Origin of the sequence: Desmospora activa DSM 45169 (assembly GCF_003046315.1) — a bacterium.
Classification (GTDB): Bacteria; Bacillota; Bacilli; order Thermoactinomycetales; family DSM-45169; genus Desmospora; species Desmospora activa.
Window position 1 is genome coordinate 784,929 of record NZ_PZZP01000001.1, and the last position, 20,595, is coordinate 805,523.

The 20,595-nt window shown below is 47.0% G+C and carries 21 protein-coding genes and 1 pseudogene; 14 read left to right on the top strand and 8 right to left on the bottom strand.

What is annotated here, in order from left to right:
• Nucleotides 1-41 precede the first annotated feature (41 nt).
• Together C8J48_RS03795 and C8J48_RS03800 are read left to right on the top strand one after the other, a co-directional pair.
• Nucleotides 42-632 carry a TetR/AcrR family transcriptional regulator gene (locus C8J48_RS03795; protein WP_107725025.1) on the top strand — a complete coding sequence of 197 codons (591 nt, stop codon included), beginning with the start codon at nt 42-44 and terminating at the stop codon, nt 630-632.
• 95 nt (nt 633-727) lie between these two features.
• Nucleotides 728-1,510, top strand: a complete 783-nt coding sequence (locus C8J48_RS03800; RefSeq protein WP_107725026.1) for an alpha/beta fold hydrolase — start codon at nt 728-730, stop codon at nt 1,508-1,510.
• Between the two features lie 171 nt (nt 1,511-1,681).
• Here C8J48_RS03800 and C8J48_RS03805 read toward each other — a convergent pair whose 3' ends face one another.
• From C8J48_RS03805 to C8J48_RS03815, 3 genes are all read right to left on the bottom strand, one after another.
• Nucleotides 1,682-3,874, bottom strand: a complete 2,193-nt coding sequence (locus tag C8J48_RS03805; RefSeq protein WP_107725027.1) for a penicillin-binding transpeptidase domain-containing protein — start codon at nt 3,872-3,874, stop codon at nt 1,682-1,684.
• 155 nt (nt 3,875-4,029) lie between these two features.
• Nucleotides 4,030-5,568, bottom strand: coding sequence for a fumarate hydratase (locus tag C8J48_RS03810; RefSeq protein ID WP_107725028.1), 1,539 nt, complete (start codon nt 5,566-5,568; stop codon nt 4,030-4,032).
• Between the two features lie 143 nt (nt 5,569-5,711).
• Nucleotides 5,712-5,981, bottom strand: a complete 270-nt coding sequence (locus C8J48_RS03815) for a DNA alkylation repair protein (RefSeq protein ID WP_107725029.1) — start codon at nt 5,979-5,981, stop codon at nt 5,712-5,714.
• A 135-nt stretch (nt 5,982-6,116) separates the two neighbouring features.
• Here C8J48_RS03815 and C8J48_RS03820 point away from each other — a divergent pair, with 135 nt between their 5' ends.
• Nucleotides 6,117-7,751, top strand: a complete 1,635-nt coding sequence (locus C8J48_RS03820) for a M2 family metallopeptidase (RefSeq protein ID WP_107725030.1) — start codon at nt 6,117-6,119, stop codon at nt 7,749-7,751.
• Nucleotides 7,752-8,041: 290 nt separating this feature from the next.
• Here C8J48_RS03820 and C8J48_RS03825 read toward each other — a convergent pair whose 3' ends face one another.
• Nucleotides 8,042-8,908 carry a hypothetical protein gene (locus tag C8J48_RS03825; RefSeq protein ID WP_146160439.1) on the bottom strand — a complete coding sequence of 289 codons (867 nt, stop codon included), beginning with the start codon at nt 8,906-8,908 and terminating at the stop codon, nt 8,042-8,044.
• Nucleotides 8,909-8,984: 76 nt separating this feature from the next.
• The gene (locus C8J48_RS03830) at nt 8,985-9,191 is read right to left on the bottom strand and encodes an alpha/beta-type small acid-soluble spore protein (RefSeq protein WP_107725032.1); all 207 of its coding nucleotides are present in this window, start codon (nt 9,189-9,191) and stop codon (nt 8,985-8,987) included.
• 156 nt (nt 9,192-9,347) lie between these two features.
• Here C8J48_RS03830 and C8J48_RS03835 point away from each other — a divergent pair, with 156 nt between their 5' ends.
• The 9 genes from C8J48_RS03835 (at nt 9,348) to tnpB (ending at nt 15,817) form a co-directional block, all read left to right on the top strand.
• Nucleotides 9,348-9,782 (top strand): hypothetical protein, encoded by a 435-nt coding sequence (locus tag C8J48_RS03835; RefSeq protein ID WP_107725033.1) that lies wholly within the window; start codon nt 9,348-9,350, stop codon nt 9,780-9,782.
• A gap of 72 nt (nt 9,783-9,854) precedes the next feature.
• A complete protein-coding gene (locus tag C8J48_RS03840) occupies nt 9,855-10,082 on the top strand; it encodes a hypothetical protein (RefSeq protein ID WP_107725034.1) in 228 nt (75 codons plus the stop codon).
• A 1-nt stretch (nt 10,083) separates the two neighbouring features.
• Nucleotides 10,084-11,613: a sodium:solute symporter family protein gene (locus C8J48_RS03845; protein WP_107725035.1), complete on the top strand. Its 1,530-nt coding sequence runs from the start codon at nt 10,084-10,086 to the stop codon at nt 11,611-11,613.
• Nucleotides 11,614-11,771: 158 nt separating this feature from the next.
• Complete coding sequence (locus tag C8J48_RS03850) at nt 11,772-12,566, top strand: VOC family protein (RefSeq protein WP_170105126.1); 795 nt, start codon at nt 11,772-11,774, stop codon at nt 12,564-12,566.
• Between the two features lie 523 nt (nt 12,567-13,089).
• Complete coding sequence (locus C8J48_RS03855; RefSeq protein WP_107725037.1) at nt 13,090-13,311, top strand: helix-turn-helix domain-containing protein; 222 nt, start codon at nt 13,090-13,092, stop codon at nt 13,309-13,311.
• Between the two features lie 261 nt (nt 13,312-13,572).
• A complete protein-coding gene (locus C8J48_RS18630) occupies nt 13,573-13,734 on the top strand; it encodes a hypothetical protein (protein WP_170105128.1) in 162 nt (53 codons plus the stop codon).
• A gap of 29 nt (nt 13,735-13,763) precedes the next feature.
• On the top strand, nt 13,764-14,192 hold the full coding sequence (locus tag C8J48_RS03860) for a hypothetical protein (protein WP_107725038.1): 429 nt from the start codon (nt 13,764-13,766) through the stop codon (nt 14,190-14,192).
• 85 nt (nt 14,193-14,277) lie between these two features.
• Nucleotides 14,278-14,679: an IS200/IS605 family transposase gene (gene tnpA / locus C8J48_RS03865; RefSeq protein WP_107725039.1), complete on the top strand. Its 402-nt coding sequence runs from the start codon at nt 14,278-14,280 to the stop codon at nt 14,677-14,679.
• Between the two features lie 7 nt (nt 14,680-14,686).
• On the top strand, nt 14,687-15,817 hold the full coding sequence (gene tnpB / locus C8J48_RS03870; RefSeq protein ID WP_107725040.1) for an IS200/IS605 family element RNA-guided endonuclease TnpB: 1,131 nt from the start codon (nt 14,687-14,689) through the stop codon (nt 15,815-15,817).
• Nucleotides 15,818-16,096: 279 nt separating this feature from the next.
• On the opposite strand, the gene C8J48_RS03875 is transcribed toward tnpB, so the two are convergent.
• Nucleotides 16,097-17,437 (bottom strand): cytosine permease, encoded by a 1,341-nt coding sequence (locus tag C8J48_RS03875; RefSeq protein ID WP_107725041.1) that lies wholly within the window; start codon nt 17,435-17,437, stop codon nt 16,097-16,099.
• 1 nt (nt 17,438) lies between these two features.
• The gene (locus tag C8J48_RS03880; protein ID WP_170105130.1) at nt 17,439-18,194 is read right to left on the bottom strand and encodes a GNAT family N-acetyltransferase; all 756 of its coding nucleotides are present in this window, start codon (nt 18,192-18,194) and stop codon (nt 17,439-17,441) included.
• Between the two features lie 519 nt (nt 18,195-18,713).
• On the opposite strand from C8J48_RS03880, the pseudogene C8J48_RS19030 reads away from it, so the two are divergent.
• A pseudogene (locus C8J48_RS19030) lies at nt 18,714-18,803 on the top strand (helix-turn-helix domain-containing protein); the annotation flags it as partial.
• A 107-nt stretch (nt 18,804-18,910) separates the two neighbouring features.
• Here the strand turns inward: C8J48_RS19030 and C8J48_RS03895 are convergent.
• A complete protein-coding gene (locus C8J48_RS03895) occupies nt 18,911-19,240 on the bottom strand; it encodes a winged helix-turn-helix transcriptional regulator (protein WP_107725044.1) in 330 nt (109 codons plus the stop codon).
• Nucleotides 19,241-19,526: 286 nt separating this feature from the next.
• Between C8J48_RS03895 and C8J48_RS03900 the strand changes: the two genes are divergently transcribed.
• Complete coding sequence (locus C8J48_RS03900) at nt 19,527-20,117, top strand: NAD(P)H oxidoreductase (RefSeq protein ID WP_107725045.1); 591 nt, start codon at nt 19,527-19,529, stop codon at nt 20,115-20,117.
• The last annotated feature ends 478 nt before the right edge of the window (nt 20,118-20,595 follow it).

Consider the following 20,595-nt stretch of genomic DNA (forward strand, 5'->3'; position numbering starts at 1 on the left):
TTCATAAGTAAGTGAACAACCATTTACTTATGGAGGTTGATATGAGCAAACCGCGTCAATTTTCGGATGAACGGATTTTTAAAGGGGTTTATCAAGCCTTGAGTAAGAAAGGGTATGCAAACCTAACGCTTGCTCATATTGCCCAAGAGATCGAACTCTCTCCTGCTGCTCTGTCTAAGCGATTCGGATCGAAAAAGGGCCTTCTTCTCGCTTATAGCGATCATGTGATTGAGATGACGAAACAAACCTTTGCCGAAGCGCAATCGACATCAGGGTCTTCTCTGGAGGCTTTGAAAAATGTATTTTTGCAATCGATGAAAACTGTAGGCGACCCTGTAAGTTTGGCCAATATTACTTCCCTTTATATTGAGGGCGTATCCGATCCGGATCTGCTGCAACGGTCATGCCTTCGTTTGCAAGTAATTGATGACGGGGTGCAGCAATTACTCCAAAGCGCTATCCGGGGACAGGAGATAAAAGCGTGTGATACGGCGTTAGTCAGTCGTGTATTGCAGGCGGCGATCGGGGGGTCTCTTATGTTGTGGTTAAAGCAGAGCGAGCGAACACCGGATGAATGGATTGACGATTGTTTTGAGGTTGTGTTTGCATCTGTACGGCTTGCCGAGGAATAAGGGGTTATTTCGGTCTGGACATGATGAGCGTTTGCACGGGAAAGCGTTTGAAAAACCAAATTCCTTGTCGAAGCTCTGAGAGGTGGTGTTGGACAATGCCGGAATACCAGCGGGATGAGGTTACACTATATTATGAAGTGCAAGGTTCCGGAAGGCCGATCGTCTTTACCCACGGTGCTTCCTGGAATCATAAACAATGGCAGCGGCAAGTGGAATATTTCTCTCCATATTATCAGACGATTGTTTGGGATGTTCGTGGACACGGTGGTTCGAACCTGCCGAGTGGAAAAGTGGATCCAGAGGATTTCAGCCGCGACTTAATTCACCTGTTGGATACCCTTAAGATTGAACGAGCGGTTTTATGCGGGTTATCGATGGGTGGTCATATTTCGTTGCAAACAGCAGTGCGATACCCGCAACGGGTTGATGGGTTGGTTTTGATCGGTACCCCTTTTACGAACGCATTTAACTGGTATGAAAAGATCTTTGTTCCCGTTAATCGATGGTCAAACCGATTGATGCCGATGAAACTGGCGGGTAAAATCCAAGCGAAAGTGTTGTCCACATACAATAAAGAGAATAAAATCTATATAGAGGAAGCGTTTCAATCTATCCCGCATAACAATTGGATTCGACTTTGGGATGCGGTAACACGTATGGAAAGTAAGGATGATTTGGAAAAAGTAAAGTGTCCAACACTCCTCCTACAAGGGGAACACGACACCATGATCAGAAGGCAACAAAAATATATGGCCGAGAACATCCCTGATTCAAGGCTAAAAATAATTAGCCATGCTCACCATGCTACCAATTTGGATAATCCACAAGAAGTCAATGAAGAGATGGCGCTATTTTTAGAAGAAATCGATCAACTGTAACGGCTGAATGTTTAGTGGCGAAGCCAGCTCCGATGGACAACTGCTACGCTATAAGTGACTAATTGGGAGTTGCCTTTAGTTTTACAACGTTTAAAGCCCCGGTGTCAATGCCGGGGCTTTTGTGTGCAACGGTTATGATGCAGTAACGGTGTCGATTAGGCGTCTTGTTGTTTAATACCGCTCTTTTAACATCTGTTTCACAGCCGGGAATATATAATGGCTGCCACCTCGATCTTGAACCTCGTCTACCATCATGGCGACGACGATATCCGGTTGTTTATCGGGCGATTCTTTACCGGCCATCCAGGCGAGCCAACCGAGTTGGCGTTGGTTTTCATCGTCTTTGCTGGCTTTTAGTTCTGCGGTTCCCGTTTTAGCTCCTAACCATACCCCGTCGGTCCTTAAGTCGCGGGCAGAGCCCTTCTCTTGTGTAACGACGCCTTCCAATAAGTCTTTTACCTTATTGGCGGTCTCTACTGAGACGATATTTTCCTTCCACATCTCGGGTGTCACTTTGCCGTCTTCCATGATGATTTGCGGTTTAACCATACTGCCTTCATTGGCGAAGGTGGTATACATCGTCGCCAGATGGAGGGGGCTGATCAATAGCTGCCCTTGTCCATATGCAGTATCTGCCAACAGGATTTCGTTTTCCAGCTTTTTATCGTTGGAGTATTGCGAGGGAGAGACGCCCAGCGGAATATCCATTTCCTCATCAAACCCAAATTTCTTTAGAAACTCGATCATCCGCTGTTCTCCGATTTCCAAGCCGACCCGGGCAAAGTAGATATTGTCGGACCAAGCCATTCCCTTTGCTAAGTCGACTCCACCGCCAGGGTTATCCACCCGTGTGACAAAATATCCGCCCCAGGTGGTATTTTTTTGCCACTTACCTTCATCGGTATTATAGCTGGTGTCAGGGGTGATGGCTCCGGTTTCCAATGCGATGGCAGAAGTGATGGACTTCATGGTTGAGCCAGGGGAGTAGGGGATTTTTGCGCGATTGGCCAAAGGCTGGTCAGGGCCGCTCAAATATTGCCACTCCGCTTGGGACATCCCTTGAATAAACTTATTAGGATCGTAGGAAGGGGCGCTCACCATGGCCAATACTTCCCCGGTCGCCGGATCCAGTGCCACACCACCGCCTTTATCCTGCTGAATGCCGCGGTACAACTGTCGCTGGGTGCTTAAATCGATGGTGACTTGAATATCCTCTCCATCTGTACTCTCTTTTTGGCTGAAAACGGTTTTCTCTTTGGAGTCAGCATCGACGATTACCGTGCGCCAGCCGGGCTCTCCCCGCAACCGCTCTTCCAAATAAAGCTCCAGTCCTGATTGCCCAATCCAATCCCCTTTTTCATAGCCGTCTTTTTTCCGTTTTTCCAGTTGTTCATCGGTGATCGGTCGGATGTAACCCGTCACATGAGCGGTTAAATCCTTTTGTGGATAATGGCGAAGCGAGTTGTCCCGCACGGAAATGCCAGGCAGTTGCTCCCATTCTTTCACCTGCTTCAATTCAGTGCCTTCTACTGTTTTTACAGTGACAAACTGAAAGGGATCCTCTTTTTCGGCTTCGACCATTTCTTTCGTCAGCTTTTCCGGATCAAGAGCAAAAGCGTCGTTAAGCGCTTGTATCGTTTGATCACGGTCTTTGACCTGACTGGGGATATACCCGATAGCTACACGCTCTCGATTGGCGGCCAAAGGGTCACCCTTGCGGTCCTTGATTTCACCCCGCCGGCCTGGAGGCGTTTGGATCACCTTTACCTGTCCACCTTCCTCCAAATCGGGGTGGATCAAGGAAGGGGACCATTGTAAGCGCCATCCCTCTTCATCGGAAACCAAAGTACCCTTGTTTTCAAACGAGATCTCACCGATATCCTTGGTTTTATAGATGCCACTAAAATCGATGGTTTCCGCCTTCTCATCGGCGGGAGTCTTCATGGTGAACGAAGCGGATTCTTGCTTCAGTGTTTTGGCGAAATCCTCGTGTCGTTTAATAAATGATTTTTTGTCGACCGATTGTTTTGTTTCTTCACTGGTGAGCGCATACATCTGATCATATTGCTCTTTTTCCCAATGATTGAAGTATTGTTGCATTACGCGTTGTGGAGTTGATCCGGACATGGCATCAAGGGCAAAAATGGTGCCCCCAACCGCTATACACAGAATAGCGACAGCACCACCGATCCACCACCATTTTCTGTTTTTTCGTTTCTGATCGGGGATCTTTATTTCTTCCTCTGGTTCTTGCGGCGTCTGTGGCGGTTCTTCCCCTTGTGTCTGTTTTTGTTCCGCTAGTTCTTTTTGCAGCTCTTCCGGTGTTTTTTCTTGCTTCTCTGATCCTTTTGGTTGCTCCTCCATGACACTCTTTCACCTCATTCCGGTCTTTCACAATCCTCATTCTATCGTGAAATCTGTTGGCTGTGAATCATATTCTTACAAATAGACAAAAAGGAGGAGGCGAAACCTTCCGCCTCCTCCTGAAGATGCGGGACAAAGGATAGTCCATAGTCCTTTTATTTAAAAACCGGCTCTTTGAACTGGGACAGCTTTTCCAGTGCGGTCATCTCCACATCACGGTGTAAACTATTGCCGTGGGCGTCCATGGTGACGATGGCGGCAAAGTTTTTGACGGTTAAATGCCACATCGCTTCTGGAACACCAAATTGGAGCAAGTCAACACCGTTGACCGCTGTGATGCAATCCGCGTAGTACTGGGCCGCACCACCGATGGCATTAAGATAGACGGCACCGTGTTCCTGTAGTCCAGCCAAGGTGCGTGCGCCCATTCCACCTTTGCCGATGACCGCGCGGATGCCGAATTTGCCGATAATGTCCGCCTGGTAGGGCTCCTCGCGAATACTGGTGGTGGGGCCGGCGGCTTTTACCGTCCAATTGCCGTTTTCATCTTTTAACATCACGGGGCCACAGTGATAGATGACGCCTCCCTGTAAGTCAACCGGGGCATCGTGATCCATCAGGTATTTGTGTAGTGCATCGCGACCGGTGTGGATCAGACCGTCGAGGATGACGACATCTCCCACTTTTAAATCTCGAATCGCTTCTTCGCTGATGGGAGGGGTTAGCCTCACTTCACGAGTAGCGGGTGCTTGTTCCTGTGTTCCTGTTTCCGGCTCTTTTACTTCCACCCGTTGTGGTTTATCTTTATACAGCCAGGAGGTAATCGCTCCTGTCTTGGGATCGAGGGTTACCCCTTGGCGGCGAAAGGCCCAGCAGTTATAGGCGACAGAGACAAAGAAGCTGGCGGGGATACGGTGCATCGTTCCGATTTTACACCCGAGCAAGGTTGTATTGCCGCCGAAGCCCATCGTTCCGATGGAAAGCTCATTCGCCTTATCCAGGATATACGCTTCCAGTTGGGCCAGTTCCGGGTTGGGATTGGTATCGTTTGCCTGCCGGAATAATTGTTTTTTGGCCAGTTCATATCCGGTGGTCCGGTCGCCGCCGATACCGACGCCGATAAAGCCGGCACTACATCCCTGCCCCTGAGCTTGGTAGACACTGTGCAAGATACATTTGCGGATGCCATCCAGGTCGCGTCCGGCCCGGCCCAGTCCTTCCAACTCGCAGGGCAGGCTGTATTGGATGTTTTTGTTTTCACAGCCGCCCCCTTTTAAAATCAAGCGAACATCAATATCGTCCCGATTCCATTGTTCATAATGAATGACGGGTACCCCTTCGCCCAGGTTGTCACCGCTGTTTTCTCCTGTGAGCGAATCGACCGCGTTGGGGCGTAGTTTCCCGGTTTGGGTCGCCTCCACGATTGCTTCCCGGATTGCTTGAGAGATGGTCATCTGGTTGACGCCCACTGGAACATGGATGATAAAGGTGGGCATGCCCGTATCCTGACAGATGGGAGAAACGTTTTCCTCCGCCATGCGGATATTGTCATTGATGGTGGAAAGGGCGAGAGCCGATCGAGTGCCCGCGTTTTCTTTTGCTGTCGCTTTCCGGATAGCGGCACGCACATCCGGAGGAAGATTGGTCGACGTATCGGTGATCAAGGTAAGTAAACTATTTTTTAATTCCTGCATCCCTCATACTCCTTTGCACAGGGGTTTCCCCATTGTTTCTCCTCCATTATAACGTATTGGCGGATGATCCTCAGGTTGAAAAAACGAGCAAAAGCGCCTGTGAGATCACGTGATCTCAATGACAGGCGCTTTAGAAGGAATGATCAGTTGTTTCCGCTTTCATGATAGGGGCCGTGCGCTTGTGCTTGTGCCGTTTTAATAAAACGCTCTTCCGCTTCAATCACACCGCAGACTCCGCATTGTACGCGGTAGCGTTCGCCGTGGTATGCCGCTTGAAAAGGATCGGTCGGTTGCACATTTTCCAGGATATCGCCGGTTTCGGGATCTTTTTTCACCGGCTGAACCACCTGTTCAATCAGATTAAAACGACTACGGTTGGTTCCGCAACTGGGACACAAGTAGGGGTTTTCCATGGGAGACACCTCCTGTTTTTATGCTCTCCATCTGTGTGATGAACATGCGTTTAAGGGATTGTGTCAGGGGAGGGATTGGGGTATGTTGAAGGAGAGTCTTTTCAGAAAAGTCGGGTTGAACAGGAGGAACACGGGATGACAAAGGAACAAACATTTTTGGATGAGCATATTCCCGACATCCAGTCGTTGGAGCGAGCGATGGGTGAGGCTTATTGGGCGGCGGCTACCACGGGAAAAAAAGAAGAGGAAGAGCGTTACGCCCGATTGTTGCAGGAATGGATGGCATGGTTTGCCGATCATGAGCATTATGCCCGCTTAAAGGAGCTGCAAACAGAAACGGAAGCGGATCCGCTGCTGCGGCGGCAGTTGGAGCTGTTGCGCAATGAAGCGGAAGCCTATCAGATGGAAGAAGCGGAGGTGGAAGAGTGGGCCCGATTGGAAACGGAAATCGAGAGCGATTTTGTTAACTTCCGCGCCGAGTATCGCGGCCAGAAGCTGTCGGAAAATGAATTGAAGGAAATCTTGCGCTCGGAGCGAGACACCTATAAGCGGAAAGATGCCTGGAAAGCCAGCAAGCAGATTGGGACGGTGGTGGCGGATAAGGTGCGCCAGTTGGCCCGCTTGCGGAATCGGGCAGCCCAACACTTAGGTTATCGTGATTTTTATGCGATGTCGTTGACGCTGAATGAGATTGACGAAACGTTTTTATTCTCGCTGTTGGAGGATCTAAAGAAGCGTACCGATGGTCCGTTTTCCGAATTAAAAAAGGAAATGGATAAAAAAGTGGCTGAACCCTATGATAACGTTCGTCCAGAGGGATTAAGGCCCTGGCATTATAGCGATCCCTTTTTTCAGGAGGCGCCACCAGTCTATGATGTGAAGCTGGACCCTTTTTTTGAAGGGCGGAAGCTGGAGGAGTTGGCGGAGAAAACATTTACCGAGATGGGATTGGCGATTACCGCCATTTTGGAGCGCAGCGATCTCTATGAGCGTGAGGGGAAGTCGCAGCACGCTTTTTGCATCGATATCGACCGGGAAGGGGATACGCGTATTCTGTGTAATTTGCGCCCGGATGCGTATTGGATGGGGACACTTCTACACGAACTGGGACATGGCGTTTACGATCAAGAACACGATCCCCAGCTTCCCTATCTGTTACGACGTCCTGCTCACACTTCTACCACTGAGGCGATTGCTATGCTGATGGGGCGACTGGTAAAGGAGCCGGAGTGGCTAAAACAGGCGGTGGGTGTGCCGGAGGAAGAGCTGGAGCAAGTAGCGGCAGCGCTGGCTCAGCAGAGCCGTCTCGATATGTTGGTGTTTGTGCGTTGGTGCTTGGTGATGATCTATTTTGAACGGGAACTGTACCGAGATCCGGAGCAGGATCTGGATACCCGTTGGTGGGAGTTTGTTGAACAGTTTCAATTTATCCCTCGTCCGGAATCGCGAAAGGCGCCGGATTGGGCGGCGAAGATCCATCTTGGCACAGCACCGGTTTATTATCAAAACTATTTGCTGGGTGAATTGATGGCCTCTCAGATTTTGCATCGATTGCAACAAGAATTTCCTGACCATGCCCATCCGTTGGTGAATAATGCAAAGGCGGGGAACTTTTTAACGGAACGGATTTTCCGTCCCGGCAATCGGCAGCCCTGGACAAAGCTAATTGAAACGGCCACCGGTGAGAAGTTAAACCCCCAATATTTTATCGAGCAGTTTGTCGGGGAAGAAGAGGAAGCAAACGAGGAGCGAGAAACGAGTCGGCGGTGATAGGTGAGTTGACCGTGACGGGATTCGGTTTTTAACGTAGAAGTGCGGCGCTGGGTCACTAGCTGTTCCTCCTGCATATGTTGGCTGTCTGTGCTACCTTCCGGCCCCAACCAAGGCAATATAGGAATCATTTGTGACCGCAAGGCGATTGAAGCCTGTGAACACACGCGGACTGTCGGTGTCGAGGTTGTTGCGCATCGGAAAGTGTCTACTTTCTAGGAGTGATAAGACTTTGTCATCAAGTGTACATCCCCCTAGTCAACACTAGGGGGATGTTGGTTCAAGGGATGTTATGACGGTGTTTCATCCTCATCCTGGGAAGCTTTGGCGGTAGACGTAAGCTCTTCCCAGCCCGTTTTCCAGTGGTGAAAAGTGGTGCGGATACGGTCGGGTCCCCACCCCTTCCCCGTCAACAACAACAAGTGATCCAACCACAGGGGAGACCAGGGCAATCCCATCACTTCCTGGGTGAAGGCGTGGGCGGCAATCTCCCGTAAACGCGTGATACGGCTCTTGCGATAGAAAGGTCCCCACTTTTTTTTGACGGCTTTGGGAAGCGCATCGTCTGTCCGACCCAATTGTGTCGATTCCAGGTGATGAAACCATTCATGCAAAAGGTGGAGGGCGATCAGATCGTCTTGGGAGATCTGAAAGCCGGAACGTCGAAAAAACTGATCCAATTGATCCAGGGAAGAGTGATGGATTTCAATCACCGGCGGTTTGTGTCGGTACTGTGCCCGCACCCATGAGTCAGAATCATCGGTACGCCTTCGTAGCAATTGAATTTTAACGTTGGAGCGGATAATCCGGTTTATCCAGGGTTCAAGTGTGCCTTTATAACGAAGGGATTGGGCTGCTTTTTGACCAAAGCGGATGGCTTCCGTTACGAGGGTGGAAATCTGAAGAGAGGATAGCTGGGGATACCATTCATCTTGCTCTAATTCCTTCCATGCCAAAATCTCGGAGTGCAAAGGAGGCCACAACTGTTCCAAGGTTGCAAGGTGAATCGGAACTTTTTGCACTCGTGAACGTGTAGCTGGTCGGGATAGCGGTGTTTTCGTCGGAACTCCCTCCCTTGACGGCTGCCACAATCCATTAGCGGGATGGTGAAGCCTTCGCTTGTGCTTCCACTCTATGTGTGTAACGGCTTGACTCATTCCCAACTCGGCCTGAAGAAAAAGAGAGACGCTCCGTCCCGGTGGGGAGGAGCATCTAGCGATTAGGGTTAAAATGTTACCGCTGGGGTTCCCAGTGACCGATCATTTGTTGTTCTGCCATGGCAACCAAGCGTTTCGTGATTTCACCACCGACAGAGCCGTTGGCGCGGGAAGTGGTATCAGGTCCCAATTGAACACCAAACTCCTGCGAAATCTCCGCTTTCATCTGATCCAGTGCGGCACGGGCTTGGGGAGCGATCAGACGGTTTCTGTTTCGTGGCATGTCATTCACCTCCAACCGAAGAGATGGAAATCCATTTCTATTTTGTGTTTTTCATGGATGTGTATACCAATTGAAAAAATGTTTTAAGAAAGGGTGGATGGAAACAACAGGGGCGGGTAAGCTGTTTAAAAAAGCTGGATGAAGGAGGAGAATTCCATGTTTTTTCACGGTATCCCCTTGGTACATCTCGTCAAACAAGCACCGGTTTTGTCCCCCTCAGAAAAACAATGGCGCCAATCACCTTCTCGACAGCGGGATGCCCGTCAGTTGGAAGAACTTCTCGGGTTTGAGCCTGTCCATCTACTCCGTTCCTCTGCGAATTATCCCCGTTATCGCTGTATTCAGGAGTGCCTTCAGTATGGTGATACGGTGTGGGTATTTCACGATGTGGGTTACCCGCGAGTTCAGTTGAGTGAGCATGAATGGGGTGTGCAGAAGTTAGACATGCGGCAAGCGTGTGGGGTGTTTACGGTGAGAGCAGACGCCCCTCCCTGGATTCGCGCTTTTTGTCCAGAGGTGTTGGTATCGTTACAACGCGGAAGGGAGTGGAATAGGTCGGCCGGGCTGAGGAAGAAGCGGGTAACCCGTTGAAGTTAAGGTTGGAACGTCAATATCAAGGGTTAAAATGATCCCGATTCATTTACAAGGAAGGGAGCCTGAACGATGAAGGAACCGATTCGCAAAAAATGGATCTGGTTTGTGATGCTGGTGATTCTCTTGGGGAGTGTACCCTTTTACTTTCCTGTCGGCACCATTGGGGTGGTGATTGGGGGATTTCCGTTATGGGTGTGGGTATCGTTAACGTTTACGGTCTTGTTGAGCGCATATCTTAGTTGGATCTGTCTGACACAGTGGAAATTAGAAGAGGAAGAACAGAAGGAGGAGGTCTGAAATGGAAAGACTTGCTTTTGGTGGAATTGACGGAATTATCATTCTATCCGTTTATGCGATGATCATGTTGCTTACCGGTTGGTTAGCTGGTCGAGGTAGGGCGAAGCTTCATGAAAGTTTATCCGAATACTTTTTAGCGGGAAAAAAGTTAGGTTTGGTCGCTTTGTTTTTTACGCTGTTTGCCACTCAATACAGCGGCAACAATGTGATCGGGTATATACCGGCTGCTTATCGGACAGGCTTTTCGTGGTTACAATCGATCACATTTATGACTATTATTATCGGGGTTTATCTCCTCTTTGCCCCACGGCTGTATACCTTATCTCGTCGTCGCAAGTTTTTGACACCGGCGGATTGGATTGCTGATCGCTTTCGTTCGAATCGGGTGACGATCTTAAGCATTATTCTGATGTTATGGGCGCTGTGCAACTACTTGTTGGAACAGTTGGTTGCCATCGGTCAAGGAGTATCGGGTCTTACTGGCGGAACGATTCCCTACCAATGGGCTGTGGTTGCCTTTATCGTGGTGATGCTGCTGTATGAATGGCTCGGAGGGATGCGGGCGGTAGCCTACACCGATGTGATGCAGGGAATTGCGTTGATGGTAGGCATTTTCGTTTTACTGACAGGGGCGTTGGTGCTCGTGGGTGGAAACATTACCACAGCCACTCAACAGATCATGGAGCAGCAACCGGAAAAAGTGGCGGTTCCACCGCTGGAGACATCGATTAACTGGTTTAGTATGCTGTTGCTCGTCGGCTTCGGTGCAGCCGTTTATCCTCATGCCATTCAGCGAATCTATGCGGCGGAAAGTGAACGCTCACTAAAATTATCTTTTGCGCGGATGGCGTGGATGCCGCTGATCACGACAGGTCTGGTCTTTCTGATCGGAATTTTGGCCATCCCGCTCTTTCCCGGATTGGACAAGGCGGGTAGCGAGCAGTTGGTGGGGTTGTTGGTAAATGAAGTGGCGGGGATTCACCCTTTTTATTATTGGATGATGGTTCTTCTGTTTGGGGGGATTATCGCTGCGATTATTTCCACCGCTGACTCGGTTTTGCTCAGTTTGTCCTCCATGGTCTCCAAGGACATCTATGCCCGCTTTATCCGTCCTGACGCCTCGGATCGAAAAAAGATTTTGGTGGGAAAGGTATGGGGCATGATCGCGGTAGCGGTACTACTTATGATCGCCTGGTATCCACCTGCCACTTTATATGAGATCTTTGTACTTAAATTTGAAATTCTGATCCAAGTAGCTCCTGCCTTTCTGTTGGGACTCTATTGGAGGCGACTTGCCGCAGGGCCTGTATTTTGGGGGATGTTGGCGGGAGCCTTGTTGGCCGGGATGCTTACTTTTACCGGTTATGAGACGGTGTATGGGGTTCATGGAGGGATCTTGGGGCTGTTGTTAAACGTGCTCATCTGTGTAAGCGGTTCTTTCATGGTGACGCAATCGGCAGAGGAGCGTGCAGTGACCGATATTATCGTAGGAAGGGTGGAGCCTGAAGCTTCAAGGGATACAGGGATGTAGCACAACTGATGGGCTGTTAACATGGCAGAAGATCGACGCAATCACAGTTCACCCGATTGGCATCAGATTTAGGGTGGGAAATTTGCTCATACAACGAATATGCGTTAATCTTTTAAAGGTCAATTAATGAATTGATTGAATTATCTAGGGAGGAAATGATGATTCTTTATCGCGAATTGGGGCAATTTTGTTGGCTTGATGTGAAAACTTCTGATATCGAAGTGACAAAGCGATTTTTTCACAAACTGTTAGGGTGGGACTTCCAAAGTGAGGTCATAGCCGAAAGGGTTTATACAAAAATTCAGATTGGGAAACATGAAGTCGGAGGTTTAACCAATCTGAAGTCTCCCGTTTTCCCCCCTGGGACTTTACCCCATATTAGTTTCTATGTTGCCGTTGAAAGTGTTGATATGACGGCAGCAAGAGTTTCTGGCTTGGGCGGCAAAATCATCCTGGAACCATTTGATGTGCCGGGGTCTGGTCGAATGGCAACGATTGAGGACCCTTTGGGTGGGGTGTTATCTTTATGGGAAGCACGTTCATTTCTCGGAGTGAATACAGATCAGGGGCAAATTGGAGCCCCTGGATGGTTTGAACTCTTGACAACAGATCCGATGGCGTCCGCGGAGTTTTATACCGAGCTCTTGGGTTGGGAACAGGAAGTAAGAGAACCATACATCTTATTCCATTGCAGGGGGCAGGCTGTGGGTGGAATCACGAGGATGTCTTCTCAGTGGGAAGGAATGAACACGCAATGGATGGTCCATTTTACAGTTAAAGACGTTGAGGAAATAATTGCAAAAGCGCAAAACCTAGGTGTCCGTGTGGTCATCGATATTCAGGATCATCCGATTGCAGGAAAATATACGGGTATGTTGAGTCCTGACGGCCTCTTATTTGCGATCCATCGTTACAATCACAACCAAAATACAAAGGAAACTTCACTTGAATAAGCCAATTGTAAACTCTGTTTAATCAGATTTTCGGGCCTTGATCGACTAGATTTCTCTATTCTAGGGACCGCTGTACTAAAATAACCTGCTCAACCATATGGAAATGGGAGATCAGAACAACAACATGGACAGTGAACATTTCATGATACCTTCGCTAATATACATGCCGTCACCGTCCAGGTGGCGGCATTGATGTTTGTCATACGGATTCCGGGGGTATTAACTTCCGATCTGCGCTGGTTGAGTTGATACACATCGTAGGGCGTGTGAAACCGCAAGCTTTAAGTGAAACGGGAATATAACAATAAAAAAGCCGTTGCAAAGGGGCAGGATCGCAAAACCGCCCAGAACGCATACCATACCGCCCGCATAGGATGTAGTGCTTTCACCAAACCGACCGCAAAGCCGTGACAGCCTATTTTTGCAAGGGGTCAGCACTCTGGTAGATGCCCGTTCATACAATACCTTGACTGAGTCCCTTACCCTCGTGTTCTAAGAGCCCGAGCAAGGAGGGGTGACACATTTGAACAGCAATCACAAAGGAAAGCCCTTGCTGACAAACAGGGAAAGGGAAGTATTCGAGCTGTTGGTTCAGGACAAGACGACCAAGGAAATCGCCCAGCAACTCTTTATCAGCGAGAAAACCGTCCGCAATCATATCTCAAACGTGATGCAAAAGCTGAACGTAAAGGGACGGTCTCAAGCGGTCGTGGAACTCGTTCGATTAGGCGATCTCAAAATCTAGGCCCACCCCTGATGAACCCTGCCACCGGACGGTGTAGGGTTCCTTTGCTTGTCTCCATATCGATTCTCACTTTGCCCGCTTTAAACCTAGATCTCCCCCTACTTGTGCATGGAATAGTAGGGTATATTGAAATATTGTGATTGTTGAATACGACCAGAAATAATTAGTAGGGATCACGGTATCAATTTGGGGAAAATACGCTTTTAAATATATTTTAGACACAATTAACCAACTAAAGATTTGAATAAGGGGGATGTGCAAATGCGTGATACAAAAGAGATCGTTGAAGAAATTATGGAGCGAATCGCAAAACTGGAGCAATATGAGAAGGAATATCTTCAGAAGGGGAATGAACGAGGAAGAGAAAACGCCAAGAATCGGCGAGATGAGTTAGAAAAATTGATACGGTTTATTCAGAATTAGTAACAAAACGAACGAAAGGTGAGGTTACTGTGGATGCAACAGTTGACACCGTTAAAATAAAACGGTACTACCAAAGTCAAACCCAGCAAACAATTGAAAAGCTGATCGCTCTCTTTTCATATCCCTTTCATTCAGATACTGACCAGATTGACTTTGAAGTCCATTATGGGCCTACTGCGAACACTTATTCAATACAGGTGTTTCCGATGGAAAAGATGACTGCATCTCAAGTATTCGAGAATGCATACGGCAAGTTAATTGGTAGTAATCTTGACTACTTTGAGAAGATTATTTTTTGCGGCAAAGATGATCCTGAAGCCAAAAGCGGAGAGGGCTGGAGGAAAGCCGAAGAACTTCTTTATATCTTTGCGAGCGAGAAAACCCTAGCTTTAGCTATGGGGATGAGAGCGAGCGTCAGGCGAGGGAGGGGTGTTTTTTTACCCCTCTCGCAAGCCTGACCCTCTTTTTGCTCTCTTTTTTTGCACCTGTTTAATTAGATATATTGAATCTATATAATATTCGTTGTAAAATTGGCAATAGGTGATGAATTTGAGAGCCGTTCAAAGTAATCGAAATGTCGTGTACGACTGCAAGTATCATGTTGTTTTTTGTCCCAAGTATCGACGAAAAGTGCTGGTTTCGCCTGTAAGTGATCGGCTGAAAGAGCTGTTCGTAGAAAAAGCAAGAGAGCTGGAAGTTACGATTTCCAGTATGGAAATCATGCCCGATCATGTGCATTTACTCATCCAATGTGACCCTCAATTTGGCATACACAAGGCAGTTAAGCATCTCAAAGGGTACACATCGCGAGTCCTTAGACAGGAATTTCCGCATTTGAAATCACGAATCCCCTCGCTTTGGACAAACGCCTATTTTGTTGCAACCGTGGGAACGGTCACATTGGAAGTGGTCAAGCAGTATATTGAGACCCAACAAGGGAGGTGAAAAACAAATGCACAAGGCGTTTCAGTTTCGTTTGTATCCGACGAAGGAACAAGCGATTCTCATTAATAAATCGATTGGTTGTAGTCGTTTCACGTTTAATCACTTTCTGGCGAAATGGAATGAATCCTATGAAAGCACAGGAAAAGGTCTTACCTATGCGAGTTGCTCTACTCAACTGACCCAGCTAAAAAAAGAACGTGATTGGCTGCGTGAAGTGGATTCTACTTCACTCCAGAATGCGCTGAAACACCTTGCGGATTCTTTCTCTCGCTTCTTCAGAAAACAGAATGATCGTCCTCGATTCAAAAGTAAACGAAATCGTGTCCAGTCTTACACGAGTCAGTGCAACCATCCGAAAAAGGGGAAACCTACCATCGAAATCGTTGCCAATCGGATGAAGATTCCCAAGTTAGGTTGGGTGAAGTTTGCTAAATCTCGTGAAGTAGAAGGCCGTATTCTTTCCGCTACCATCCGGCGCAATCCCACTGGGAAGTACTTTGTATCTGTGCTGTGCGAGATCCATCAGTGCCCGTATGTACCCGTAGCGAAAGAGAAAGCCGTAGGCGTAGACTTAGGGTTGAAAGACTTTGCGATCTTGACTGATGGAACGAAGGTAAAACCGTCTCGATTTTTCCGGCGGTATGAAAAGAAGTTAGCGAAAGCACAACGGATCATGAGCCGACGAATCAAAGGGGGTTCCAATTGGCACCGAGCACGGATAAAAGTGGCTCGCCTTCACGAAAAGATCGTGAATGCTCGCCATGACTTCTTACATAAGCTGTCTTCGAAGCTGATTCGTGAAAACCAAACGATCTGTATCGAAGACCTTCAAGTGAAGCATATGGTGAAAAACCACAAGTTAGCCAAATCGATCACGGATGCCTCATGGTCGGAGTTTGTCGCTATGCTGACCTACAAGGCAGCCTGGCATGGAAGAAACGTGGTGAAAGTGGGGAAACAGTTCCCTTCCAGTCAGCTTTGCTCTTCCTGTGGCTACCGAAACAAGAATGTAAAGAACCTCAACCTTCGGGCATGGACATGCCCTACATGCGGATCTCACCATGACCGAGACATCAATGCATCCAAAAACATCTTGCAAGAAGGACTTCGAGTACTTGCGGTCGGGCAGACCGTTTAAGCTTGGATATGATCCTGTCAGTAGACGGGAGCTCCCAAGAATCCCCTGCCTTCAGGCATGGGGAGTGTCAAGAGTGGTTTGAAATTTGTTGGGAGGAAGCTGGTGGCCAAACGTATACCTCAGAGTATTACCATTTACAGAAAAAAACTTGGGTAGATCCTTTTGAATAATACATCATCTAAGTAGTGATAAGAGGGGAACTATCGAAAGTGAAAAAACACAAAAAAACCGGGTAGGGTTAACTCCCAACCGGTTTTTTTATGTCTGCAAGGATGTTGTTCAGGCTGCTGCGCTTACCGAGGGTTTATTACGACCTACAATCCACTTTCCGACAATGAGATGGAGAATAGCAGCGGATAATATCCCGTCCAATGTAGGGATATGAGTAATCGTAAACAATCCCCATCCTCCATCCATGGTGGGTGTTGTTGAAAAAGCAATCGTTGTTGCAATCCCCCATACAATCAGAGCATGCCAGTAGAAAGATTTTACTTTTTGATGCGTCAGAAACGCCATGTTAAAGCGATTCCGATTCAAAAAGAAATACTCTATCACATATATTCCTGCAATTGGTGAAGCGAATGGACTAAGGATGATCAGAAAATCAATGAAGTTTTCATATACACCCATCACAGCAAAAGCAGTACCAAACACCCCGGCAATTGTAGTTAATACAGGTTTTGGCGCCCATTTAAACATAACAGAAAGGTTTAAGCCCAATGAATACATGTTGTTATCATTGGTCGTCCACTGGGCTAAGATGAGAATAATCACCGCTAAACCGCCCCAGCCAATGGACAGCATAATCTGAATGACATCTTCTGTTCCCGTTAGTTTCGAGAGAAATGCCGCCACAAACATCATCAGGCTATTACCAATTAAAAAGCCAAAAAAACCAGAGAGCATGGCATGTTTGGAACTTTTCGCCCAACGCGCTATATCAGGAGAATTTACACAACCAACAATAAAAGCCCCTACAACCAACGAAATTGCAGTCCCTAAACTGATCAGTTCACCTTCCGGAGGAGTGTTAAGCAAAGCACTTGTGTTTTCCGAATCAGAATACATTTTGAAAAACATGGAGAGTAGCATTCCTAACATAAGGGGAACTGCAAACATACTCAACTTTTCAACTGCCTTGTATCCGATCGCAGCGGTTAATGTCATCAATAAACCGCCAATTAGAGCTAAAATTTTTGGGCTGATGTCTAAGCCTGTTACACTTTGGATGGTGTATTGCGCTGATTCTCCAAAGAATCCGGCAGTTACACCAAACCAGCCAAACATGGCGATACTAGTCACAATCATAACGAGGTAAGATCCTTTTTCGCCAAATGTAAATCGATTGATCATCGCGGTTGACAATCCGCTTTTTGAGCCGACATAGGAACAGATCAATCCGATAAGCGCAACGATTAAAGATCCGGCGGAAATGACAATGATGCTATTTTGCAGCGATAGTCCGGCAATCAGTGAGGCGCCTAATACAACTGCGGACAGATCAACACCCACAGCTATCCAAACAAGCGCCAAGGGAAGCCAACTTTTCCTGTCCGCCAACGGTACAGGTTCCCTTGCGTAATCATTAAAAAGCATGTTACTGGATTCAAATTTCCCCATTTTATTGGTTCCCCCTCAGATGATGCTGCATCCATACGTTAGGATCTTCGTAAGTGACAACGTCTTTTTCTATCTCAACTTGAATCGGTTGTAGTGCTCCTGGCAATGTATAATTGCCCGACTGAGGAAATTTTAAATCAGTCCAATCCTCCCACTGTTTCAACGGTCCTTGTGCAACCATTGAGGCAGGAGCAACCTGTAAGATTTTAGCCCCTAACCGCCAATGTGTTCGAATCCAAGGATCAAACGGGGAGCCGTCCGGTTGGGTCCACTTGATGTAGTCTTCCATTGAGATTAGCGGATATAGATGTTTTTTAGTCGGACGAACAGGGACGATCAGTTTGTCATGCCCATGTTTGATTGCATTTTCGCGCATATGTTCCAGGACGATTGAACTGATTCCCTTCCCCCGGAAGGAAGGGGCGACAATTACAGAGACCGCACATAATGTATTTGGTATTTTATCTGCTTTAAAAGCTCGTCTTAGCGCACCGTCAAACCCATCTGGCAATCCTTCTTTGGTACCATCCCAAAAAATCGGGACGGCATTTCCTGATGCTACTATTTGTTCATCGTGAAAGAGGACAAATTGATAAGAGGCAAATACCGTAAATAATTTCTCTTCTGTCCAATACAATGCATTGGTTTGGTCTCCCTCAATTAAAAAAAGCGGAAAAGTAGTGCCATCTGCAATTTCATCAAGACGATCATATAAACTCGGATTTTCAGCGAAAGATACACATTTCCAAACAGGCAATAAAATTCCTCCTTTTCACGTTATTAAGCCATTTAAATATACCATATTGTTTATTTGTTTGAATGATATACTCTCACAAAGAGGAAAGTTACTTGCATATGAATGAATTTGAGTTGATAGGCCTACTATCCCTGGTTTTGGCCGTTTTCTTAATCGGGAAGGAATGGACTAAGCACTAGAGAACAAAAAGATACCAAGGCCTGTTCGAGAGGGTATTCTTGAAGCTTTGGAGGGCCTTAGAAAGATCCCGCCTGCGGGCGATGTTAAAAAGCTTAAAGGAGAGCAACTAACCTTTCGGCTGCGTATTGGTACATACAGAGCCTTGTTTTCATTAAATCACGACCAGAAACAAGTCATTATTCTCACCAGTGGGAACCGTGGAGATATCTACAGATAAGAATAACGCTCCCACGACAGGAGCGTTATTTTTGGTAGACGAAAGATTCCTCTGAACAACTTGTCGCTTCTGTATAGCCTTTTATAGGTATCACATCTGTTTATTAATGTTTGTAATAGGTACACATGAGGAACGTGATGCAAAAGCTGAACGTAAAGGGACGGTCTCAAGCGGTCGTGGAACTCGTTCGATTAGGCGATCTCAAAATCTAGGCCCACCCCTGATGAACCCTGCCACCGGACGGTGTAGGGTTCCTTTGCTTGGGTACAGTAATTGATGAAGACCGATTATTGCAGCATCCCCCGAAATATTAGCGTTTTTATAACGTCCCTTTGATATATCGTTCCCCCCATTCGCACATTTCATCGATTACCGGTTTGAGCGACTCTCCTAATTCACTCAATTCATAGACCACTTTTGGCGGTACCTGGTTGAAAACCGTTCTTGTAATCACTCGATCCTTCTCCAATTCTCTAAGCTGCTGAGTTAACATTTTTTGTGTGATTTCCGGCGTTAGTTTTTTAAGTTCGCTCGTTCTTTTAGGCCCATAGTATAAATGGCATAGAATCAGTGTCTTCCACTTGCCGCCGATGACATTCAATGTTGCTTCCGCTGGGATAATATAACGACGAGTCGAATCTGGCTTCATGGTGAGAAGTTCCTCCTATATATCGTTTGTTTCTCATTTGTATCTAAAGCACTTTTTAGTTCCTATCATACTTTTTGGTATCAATATAACAAAAAAGTGCGTACTTTTCTAATCCGATTATATGATACATAATCTCATTAAGTCATTTGCTAATAAAAAACAAAGTGGAGGAAAGCAAATGAGATCCAACTTGGTGGTAGATGCAGCGATCACACGTTTTAAACAGTTCGGCGTTCAGATTTCTTCTAGTGAAGAGAATGGTAAATAAAGAGTCGAGGTGTAAAAAATGAAGATATTAACCGTAGTATCCCATCCACGAACCAATTCTTTTACGTTTGCAATCGCCCATCGTTTTGAACAAGGCCTTAAAGACGCCGGACATGAAACCGAGATTTTAGATCTGCATCGTAGCGGTTTTAACCCTGTTCTTTGGGAAGAAGATGAGCCTGATTGGTCTAATGAAAATAAACGTTATTCTCCCGAGGTAGAGACGGAAATTGAACGAATGAAACGGCATGAGGGGTTGGCTTACATTTTTCCAATTTGGTGGTACAGTATGCCAGCGATGCTAAAGGGATACCTGGACCGCGTTTGGAACTATGGTTTTGCCTACGGTTCAAACCAACTTCATCATAAACAAATATTGTGGCTAGGCCTTGCAGCAGCTTCATTGGAGCATTTTGAGAAAAGAGAATACGACAAAATGATGCGGCGCAACCTTAACGTAGGATTTGCCAATTATGCGGGAATTGAAAATTCGAAGGTGGAAATATTATATGAGACGTTAGCCGAAAAACAAGAACATCGGGAAGAGTTGCTAAATCAAGCTTACCATCTAGGGCTATCTTATTCTAATTTGAACGGCGACACTGATTGACCCATCAAAATCTAAGCCGATCCCTGATGAACCCTGCTACCGGACGGTATGGGGTTCCTTTGCCTGGGTTTTAAGTTGCCCGGATCGAACCGATGAAATCTCACGCAAAACACCCTCTCCAACTGTACGTTGAGAGGGTGTTTCCAATTGTTCTATTTAATGCTTGTGAGAAGAAAAGCACCCTTAAATCATCAGGGTGCTTTTAGGGATCAAGACCAACCAAAACTAACCAAGGCAAAGATTGTAGCAATCACCAACAGGAAAATTAGAAGCCGACGCAGTCCGAAGCCATAGCCACCGCCATAACATCCACTCATTCTATTCACCTCTTTCCAGTTGCTCGCCATATCATATGATGTTGTAAATCTAGCTGATACAGGTGGTTGACTATTTGAATGAATTTGGTGGTAGGCCTATTACTGATGGGGGTCTGATCGCTATAATGGGTTTATATTATAGGAAAAAGGCAGGAGGATGT

What these genes read in the sequence shown, in the direction of transcription:
- C8J48_RS03795 (WP_107725025.1), top strand. Translation starts at nt 42, where the DNA reads ATGAGCAAACCGCGTCAATTTTCGGATGAACGGATTTTTAAAGGGGTT.
- C8J48_RS03800 (WP_107725026.1), top strand. Translation starts at nt 728, where the DNA reads ATGCCGGAATACCAGCGGGATGAGGTTACACTATATTATGAAGTGCAA.
- C8J48_RS03805 (WP_107725027.1), bottom strand. Translation starts at nt 3,874, where the DNA reads ATGGAGGAGCAACCAAAAGGATCAGAGAAGCAAGAAAAAACACCGGAA.
- C8J48_RS03810 (WP_107725028.1), bottom strand. Translation starts at nt 5,568, where the DNA reads ATGCAGGAATTAAAAAATAGTTTACTTACCTTGATCACCGATACGTCG.
- C8J48_RS03815 (WP_107725029.1), bottom strand. Translation starts at nt 5,981, where the DNA reads ATGGAAAACCCCTACTTGTGTCCCAGTTGCGGAACCAACCGTAGTCGT.
- C8J48_RS03820 (WP_107725030.1), top strand. Translation starts at nt 6,117, where the DNA reads ATGACAAAGGAACAAACATTTTTGGATGAGCATATTCCCGACATCCAG.
- C8J48_RS03825 (WP_146160439.1), bottom strand. Translation starts at nt 8,908, where the DNA reads ATGAGTCAAGCCGTTACACACATAGAGTGGAAGCACAAGCGAAGGCTT.
- C8J48_RS03830 (WP_107725032.1), bottom strand. Translation starts at nt 9,191, where the DNA reads ATGCCACGAAACAGAAACCGTCTGATCGCTCCCCAAGCCCGTGCCGCA.
- C8J48_RS03835 (WP_107725033.1), top strand. Translation starts at nt 9,348, where the DNA reads ATGTTTTTTCACGGTATCCCCTTGGTACATCTCGTCAAACAAGCACCG.
- C8J48_RS03840 (WP_107725034.1), top strand. Translation starts at nt 9,855, where the DNA reads ATGAAGGAACCGATTCGCAAAAAATGGATCTGGTTTGTGATGCTGGTG.
- C8J48_RS03845 (WP_107725035.1), top strand. Translation starts at nt 10,084, where the DNA reads ATGGAAAGACTTGCTTTTGGTGGAATTGACGGAATTATCATTCTATCC.
- C8J48_RS03850 (WP_170105126.1), top strand. Translation starts at nt 11,772, where the DNA reads ATGATTCTTTATCGCGAATTGGGGCAATTTTGTTGGCTTGATGTGAAA.
- C8J48_RS18630 (WP_170105128.1), top strand. Translation starts at nt 13,573, where the DNA reads ATGCGTGATACAAAAGAGATCGTTGAAGAAATTATGGAGCGAATCGCA.
- tnpA (WP_107725039.1), top strand. Translation starts at nt 14,278, where the DNA reads ATGAATTTGAGAGCCGTTCAAAGTAATCGAAATGTCGTGTACGACTGC.
- tnpB (WP_107725040.1), top strand. Translation starts at nt 14,687, where the DNA reads ATGCACAAGGCGTTTCAGTTTCGTTTGTATCCGACGAAGGAACAAGCG.
- C8J48_RS03875 (WP_107725041.1), bottom strand. Translation starts at nt 17,437, where the DNA reads ATGGGGAAATTTGAATCCAGTAACATGCTTTTTAATGATTACGCAAGG.
- C8J48_RS03895 (WP_107725044.1), bottom strand. Translation starts at nt 19,240, where the DNA reads ATGAAGCCAGATTCGACTCGTCGTTATATTATCCCAGCGGAAGCAACA.
- C8J48_RS03900 (WP_107725045.1), top strand. Translation starts at nt 19,527, where the DNA reads ATGAAGATATTAACCGTAGTATCCCATCCACGAACCAATTCTTTTACG.